A 6,994-nucleotide genomic window follows, 5' to 3' on the forward strand; every position below is an offset into this window, starting at 1 on the left:
TCCCTCGGCAGCTCCGGCTAACGCCAGTTCTCCAGAACCTCTTCGATCATCACCGCCTCGACTTGCTCGCTGAAGCGAGAGCGGTAGAGCTCCAACAGTGCCTCATGCGTCTGGTCAACCGAACTGCAGATGGCATCGGTCGCAAGGACGACACGAAAACCACGGTCGATGGCGCCGAGGACCGTGGCAAGCACGCAGACGTCGGTTTCGCCGCCGGTGATGACCAGCGTGTCGATCCCTGACCCATTGAGCATCGCGTCGAGCCGGCCTTCAGTCCACGGCGAATAGACATGCTTGTCGAGCGTTCTTGCCGGCGGCACGAACCGCGCCAGAGAAGGCATCAGATCGACGAGGCCGGCATCGATGTTGGCAAGGGTGACCTCGGCCCAACGCTGATAATACCGCGCCCACATGCCCGGTCCTTCGCCAGGCCGAGCGGCCGGAACAAAACGTGTGAACAGCGTTTGCTGCGGATGTCTTGCGGTCAATTCCTCGATGACCGGCAGCACGTTTTGCGCCCACGGCACGGCCCAAGGCCCGCCCGGCGCGAACAGGCGCTGCATGTCAACGCAAAGATGTAGGGAATTCTCACCAAGCGGACCGTGTACCAGGCCTAGGGCGGCCATGATCAGCCGCGGCCGCGGTGGGGTGATGCATAGTCTCTATCTGAGCGCGGGCGTAGCCCGGGAGGTCCCGCCGTAGCCTCGCATCTCTGCCAATCCGCCTTTAGCCGTTGCCGGTTCATGGTCTTGTCAGGCGGGCCGCTTGCGCCTCCTGCACGTCGATGGCGTACAGCAGTTCGCCGTTCTCGTCGCGCAGGCGCACGAGCCAACCTGAAAGATCGTCCGTGCCCGGCTAAAGGTCGACCAGAATATCGATAGCGCATCGAACCGCTTCCTCCCGCGCAGCCTCTAAACTTGGCATCCTGGAGGGAAGAACCTGACGGCCGCGTCCGCCGATACTCGAAGATATAGAGCCCGCCGTTTTCGTCATTCGCCGCTGTGACGGCGACTTCGTCAAAATTGCCATTGCTTCGGGCATCATAGTCGTTCACAGCCAAATCGAAGGTCGCGATCTGGACCAGGATCGCCTTCGCTCGATTGATAGCGGCCTCGTTGTTTCCGCCGTCAACGCGTGCCAGGTCGACGGCAACGCAGTCACCGCCTTCGCCGCAGAAGATCACGCGCAGGATGGGCTGTCCGGTCGGGGCGGTTGCCTGGGTAACTTCGGTTCGAATGATCTGCATGAGAAACTCCGTCACCATCGCTAGAGTTTGACGGCCATTTCCCGGCTCCAGAGACGCAGCTTGCGGCAGCCCTCGATAAAACCGGTAATCGCCTTGGGATCATCGAGACCAATCATGCCTTCATCGGCTTCCGGATCGACGCCGGCCTTCTGCAGCAGCGGGACGGCGCCCGACGTGAAGCCGATGAATTTGCAATGAGCAAAAGCGTCGGCAACGAAATCGCGCGCGGCGGCCTCGCCCGTCAGGCGCTCCGCTCCTTCCTCGGAGAGGATCAGCGCTACTGCGTCGAACAGGACCGATGGCCCGCCGTCGATCATGTGCTTTGCAGCGATGAGACTTCCATCCGCCGCCTCGACGCCGCCCACCTTGGGCGCTATGACCTCCATCACTGCGCCTTCCTTCTCGATCGCTGCCTGGAGGTTCTTCAGCAGCGCTGCATCGGCGCCGGGACTGACAAGCACACCGACCTTGCGGCCAGCAAAACTGTCAGGCCCGTTCCGGATGATGCTGAGCGCCGGCGATGGTTCGAGATCGTCCCTCGGCGCGACCGCCGCATCCGCGGGCTTGGGCAATTGCTTCATGCCAAGCTTGTCAGCGACAGTTTCTGCCAAGCCTTCATCAATGTTGAGGAGATGCGACACCATGCGCTCGCGGATAACCGTTGTCTCGACCTTGGAGAGCTCGAAGGACAGCGCCATGGCGATATGCTTCTGCTCAGGCGCGGTCTGACTGTTGAAGAACTGTCGCGCCTGGCTGTAGTGGTCGGCGAAGCTCTCTGCGCGCAGACGGACTTTCTGGCCTTCCTCCGCCTCGGCGAACGACCGGAAACCGTGCTGCGGCGATTCCCGCGGGCCTTCGCCGAATGAATTCGGCTGGTAGTTCACGCGGCCGACCGGATTGCGCATCGCCATGAGGCCATCCTGCTGGAAGTGGTGGAACGGGCATTTGGGTGCGTTGATCGGGATATGGGTGAAATTGGGGCTGCCGAGACGCTTCAGTTGCGTGTCCAGGTAGGAGAAGTTTCGACCCTGCAGCAGGGGATCGTTGGAAAAGTCGACGCCGGGCGGTACGTTCTGCGTCATGAACGCGACCTGCTCGGTTTCGGCGAAGAAATTGTCGGGCATACGATCGAGCACCAAGCGGCCGACCGGGACCGGCGCGAGGATTTCTTCCGGAATGATCTTGGTCGGATCCAGAACGTCGAAGTCAAAACTGTCCGCGAAGTCCTGATCGAAGAGCTGGAGGTTGAGCTCCCATTCCGGGAAATCACCAGACTGGATGGCATTCCAGAGGTCGCGTCGATGAAAATCGGGGTCAGCGCCGTTGATCTTGACCGCTTCGTTCCAAACGACCGACTGCATGCCGAGCTTCGGCTTCCAGATGAATTTGACGAAGGTGGATTCGTCCTTCGCATTGACCAGCCGGAACGTGTGAACGCCGAATCCCTGCATGAACCGGAAGGACCGAGGTATCGCCCGATCCGACATGACCCACATGACCATATGCATCGATTCGGGCGTCAGGCTGATGAAGTCCCAGAAATTGTCGTGTGCCGATTGCGCCTGCGGGAAGGCACGATCAGGCTCCGGCTTCACTGAATGAATGACGTCGGGAAACTTGATTGCGTCCTGAATAAAGAAAACTGGGATGTTGTTGCCGACGAGATCCCAATTGCCTTCGTTGGTGTAGAATTTGACGGCGAACCCACGCACGTCCCGCGCCAGGTCGAACGAGCCTTTCGAACCGGCCACCGTGGAGAACCGCACGAAGGCCGGCGTCTTCTCGCCGGCACGCTGGAAGATATCCGCGCGAGTGTAAGCCGCTAGCGATTCATAGGTCTCGAAGAAGCCGTGCGCGCCATAGCCGCGTGCATGCACGACGCGCTCGGGAATGCGCTCGTGATCGAAATGAAAAATCTTCTCACGGAAGTGGAAGTCTTCGATTAGTGACGGTCCGCGCTGGCCAATCCTTAAAGTATTCTGGTCATCGGCCACTGGGCCGCCTTGGGCGGTCGTCAGGATCTCGCTGTCGCCTTCGGCGATCTGGTGAAGCTCGCCTCCGTTCCCCCGCACGAGCTTTTGATCATGGATCGTCGCGGGCTTGCCCGACGACTGTCTGGTTGTCTTGGCCATGCTTGAATTCCTTGAAAAGGAGGGGGCGGCTTCAGGTCTCCCTCAATGCTGGGACACCCACTTAAGTTCCTGGTGGGTGTCACGTGGCCCGCATTTCGAAGAATAGCACTCGGCTGCCGGAACATCGGGCCCGCGCTCCGCCAGAGGCGCGGGCTTTTTCGTTGTCTGGGGGAACACGATCTCGCGACGATCGTTCGGGTCGCCAACAGAGCGCCATACCGTCAGATCGAGGACAGGAAATGCGGGAAAGACAAGGCTTAACCCATCAAGAAAAATACGATAGGCAGGAGCGCACGTCGGATGCTGCAAGGGCATTAACAGACATTGAGCGCGCAGCACGAGATGCAAAGACTGCTCGGCTGCGAGAGCAACGACTTAAGGCTGAAACCGCTCCTCCTGCTGCATTGGTAGCGAAACCGAAGAAAAACCGACAAGGCAACAACTAAGTAGTCACCCGGATGCGGCGGATTTCGTGTTCCGTTGTGAGCGTCCTTTTTTGAGCGTTCTCCGACATTGTCAAAGGTAAGCAGGTGGCCGTCGAGCGCAGGAAGGTGCGGGCATGAAGGTCTGCGCCGTTTCCCAAGCCGCCGAAGCCAGAACCCGCTCCAGGGGCCACGCTTGAGATTTGCAACGGTGGTCAAGCTGTTGACGGCTCGGCATGTCATCGACCTCGTGGCCCGCATGCACGGCTGCACGTATGCCATGCACGGCTGCACGTATACCGAGATGAGAGGACCGTCGCGTCAGTATAGTATCGTGGCAACGCGAGACGCGGCCATGTGCGCCGTGATGGTGCTGAAGCCGAGCTTGCCTAGGGGGCAGATAGGGTTGCCGTTCAATCGTGATCCGTCGACGGTGCAACATGCGCTCAGGAAGCAGGGATGCTTTGACCGACCCGCGCGTCCAAGCCCTATGTGATGAGCTCGGCATCAAGATTGTCGACCGGCATCGCTATCCGGAGCCGGGAGAGGCGCGCGCGGTCGAGACGCTGGCTCGCATCATACGCCGGCACGGGGAAGGGCACTTGCGCCTGGTGCTTTCGACCTTGGCCGAGACCGACAACAACAAGGGCCAACTAGACGAGGTTCTATTTTGGGCCGCATCCGACATGGTGCGGGCGTGCCCTGAGATACTCGAGCGCCGCGCCGGCGACTGGCTGACGATGTGGGATTGGCAGCCGCTGGCGTAATTTGGCGCCAGAGACTCCCTCGTGCTTAGCTTCTTGATCAGCCGCCGCTGCCTCCAATTCAAGCCGCGCCAAATGGGCTTTGATCTCCTCAGGCTCGGCGTGCTCCAGCCCGACGACATTGTTCCTCGTTTCCTTCAATGCAACGATGATCTCGTCGAGCTTCGCATGGATGGCAGCGGTGTCGCGGTAACCCTGGATCAGTACGACCCCGGTAATCACTATCGCAGCTACAGAAAGCGCATAGGTGATTACGTTTGTGAGCCCGAAAGGAACCATCGCAGTGCACGCTATCATCGCGACGATCAGCACATAAAAACCGGGCGGACGGGATAGAAAGTCGGCGATCACAAAGAGAAATCGGTTCATGCGAATCCCCAATAAACCACGTAATCCCGATTGGGGCGGCATTTCGGGTGATCGTCAATGGCGCAAATCACGCAGCTTGATTGCGCCGCCTCGCCTCTTGCTGGCATCGGCGCTCATTGCGCTTGGCAGCCCAAGAGAAGTCGTCATGTTCCGATGAAAGGATCTTGGCGAACGCGCCGTCGGCGATCCACGAATTCAGGCTGTCCCGTTCGCCCGCATCTTCCGTGATCGTAGCCGAAACATCCCTAATTTCATGATGCAACAGCCTGATTTCGGCGCTGATCGCGATTTGCTGCAAAGCCCGGTTTTTTCTATCCCGTCCGGTGTTCGGGTGGATGCCCTCCACCTTGAAGCACCAGGTGCGGAATGACCTGCCGCCGACCTTGGATCTGGCCCGGGCGAGGACGCTCGGCGTTCCTTCTCATTGCCAACGGCGAGCAGCCATTCGTTGCAGCGCCTCGAGCTCGCTGATCTCTTGTCCCGATGGCAGGGTGCCGATCCGGTTCCAGAACGCCCTTCGCTCCTACGCTAGCGGGTCTGCCTTAGGGTCGAGCTTGTCGCCCACCTCTTTGCACCACCCGAGCTTATCGGTGTATGTGTGAACATAGGGCGGCTGCTGGGCCGGCCGGCCGACATGTTCATGGCTGGCGCGCTCGATCTCGGCCGCGCGGATGAAGCGCTCCGCGATTTCACCGAAGTTCATGGCGCGCCTCTTTTTCCTGGCTGTTCTGCTCCTCGCCGCCGTCCGTCCGGTTGATTGTCACCGTGCACGTAATCAGGGTGTTCCAGTCCGGGCCGTGTTCAATGACGTTATGGAGCTCGGAAATTTCTTCCAAAAAGTGCTCGATCGTGATGGGGCCGTTCTGGTGGTCGTAGACGAGAACAGCTTTCCAGCGCTTGTCGCCATGAAGCGATACGACGTTACTCATGCCGAATTTCTCCTGCGGTCATCGAACAAATCCGGCTGGATGCTCGCGGGCCAAATGCCTTGACCACCCGCTCGTATAGCATACCGACAAATGCAAATATTGGTGGCACGATGCCGCGCAGATCCTGGGCAATGAACTGCAGCTCGCCGAGCGGGCAAACGGCAGCGGGAAGCGCAGAAGCGGAAGGCCGCATGACCCGAGCTGAGATCAAAGCCGAGCTAGAATGGCTGCTGGAGTCGTACGAAAGCCTTAGCGCGTCAGAGGAAGGTGAGCGGGCCGTTGGTGCCGCAGAACGGGCTGAATACGACGAGCAGAGAACCCGCGCCAAAGCGGCCATCTCGGCAGCAAGCATAACCCCCGAGCGAAAGACCGTGGGGCGGGATGGGCATACGGCTCATCTCGCCTGCGAGTTTGAATAGACGGCGGAAAATCAAACGGAAATCAAAGCATGGCCACCAACCAGCGCGGCGGCCGGCGCACAGGGGCTGGAAGGCCATCAGGAGCGCGCTCGCGGGCAAGGAAGCAGGCCAAGGCCACACTCTCCGATCTCGCCCGCAAACACACCGCTTCGGCTCTGAAGGTATTGAGGGCATCGAGCGGGAGTTCTTTGACCCCGGCGACAGCGGCAACATTTTTGCCCCGGATGCGTCTCGACCATCATAGACGGGCTGCCGCTGATCGGCGCGATGTATGGCCTGCCCGATATTCTGGTCGTCTGATGGCCCGGTTTTTATGACGAGATGCATCAGGAGTTCGCGAGCGAGATGCTCGGCGAGTTCAAGCAGGGCGTTGTCATGCTAACCCGCACGGTCACAGCGCGGCCAGATCCGTCGACGCCATGGATACCGGGCGAGCCAGTGACGACGGTCTATCCACTCGATGCGGTGATGCGCCGCGTGTCTGAGAATACGTCGACGGCACCCTCACTGTGGCGACCGACAACCAGATCACTTTCGCAGTACCCTCGATCGTCCCCGCCATGACCGACACACTCGTCATCGACGGCGTCGAGTTGGTCATGAAGGACCTACGGCCGATCCCGCCGGCCGGGACGCCGGTCGCGTATATCGCTTTCGTGGCGGGTTAGCCGCCGAGCGATATCCCAGAAAAGAGCGACGCCAGCGACGACCGC

At 60.2% G+C, this 6,994-nt stretch carries 7 protein-coding genes and 1 pseudogene; 2 read left to right on the forward strand and 6 right to left on the reverse strand.

What is annotated here, in order from left to right:
- Window positions 1-17 precede the first annotated feature (17 nt).
- The 6 genes and pseudogenes from AC0L2Z_RS27115 to AC0L2Z_RS27140 form a co-directional block, all read right to left on the reverse strand.
- Window positions 18-626, reverse strand: a complete 609-nt coding sequence (locus tag AC0L2Z_RS27115) for a cysteine hydrolase family protein (protein WP_027153947.1) — start codon at window positions 624-626, stop codon at window positions 18-20.
- Between the two features lie 640 nt (window positions 627-1,266).
- A complete protein-coding gene (gene katE, locus AC0L2Z_RS27120) occupies window positions 1,267-3,378 on the reverse strand; it encodes a catalase (RefSeq protein WP_287229628.1) in 2,112 nt (703 codons plus the stop codon).
- Between the two features lie 1,216 nt (window positions 3,379-4,594).
- Window positions 4,595-4,933 (reverse strand): annotated as a pseudogene (locus AC0L2Z_RS27125) (low affinity iron permease family protein); the annotation flags it as partial.
- A 67-nt stretch (window positions 4,934-5,000) separates the two neighbouring features.
- Window positions 5,001-5,279: a hypothetical protein gene (locus AC0L2Z_RS27130; protein ID WP_473629774.1), complete on the reverse strand. Its 279-nt coding sequence runs from the start codon at window positions 5,277-5,279 to the stop codon at window positions 5,001-5,003.
- 177 nt (window positions 5,280-5,456) lie between these two features.
- Complete coding sequence (locus AC0L2Z_RS27135; protein ID WP_473629775.1) at window positions 5,457-5,636, reverse strand: hypothetical protein; 180 nt, start codon at window positions 5,634-5,636, stop codon at window positions 5,457-5,459.
- Window positions 5,623-5,862: a hypothetical protein gene (locus AC0L2Z_RS27140; protein ID WP_473629776.1), complete on the reverse strand. Its 240-nt coding sequence runs from the start codon at window positions 5,860-5,862 to the stop codon at window positions 5,623-5,625. Before AC0L2Z_RS27140 ends, AC0L2Z_RS27135 begins: the two co-directional genes overlap by 14 nt.
- Before the next feature lie 191 nt (window positions 5,863-6,053).
- Here AC0L2Z_RS27140 and AC0L2Z_RS27145 point away from each other — a divergent pair, with 191 nt between their 5' ends.
- Together AC0L2Z_RS27145 and AC0L2Z_RS27150 are read left to right on the forward strand one after the other, a co-directional pair.
- Window positions 6,054-6,281 (forward strand): hypothetical protein, encoded by a 228-nt coding sequence (locus tag AC0L2Z_RS27145; protein WP_473629777.1) that lies wholly within the window; start codon window positions 6,054-6,056, stop codon window positions 6,279-6,281.
- Window positions 6,282-6,790: 509 nt separating this feature from the next.
- A complete protein-coding gene (locus AC0L2Z_RS27150) occupies window positions 6,791-6,949 on the forward strand; it encodes a hypothetical protein (RefSeq protein ID WP_473629778.1) in 159 nt (52 codons plus the stop codon).
- Window positions 6,950-6,994 lie beyond the last annotated feature (45 nt).

Source organism: Mesorhizobium sp. WSM4850 (assembly GCF_055811735.1).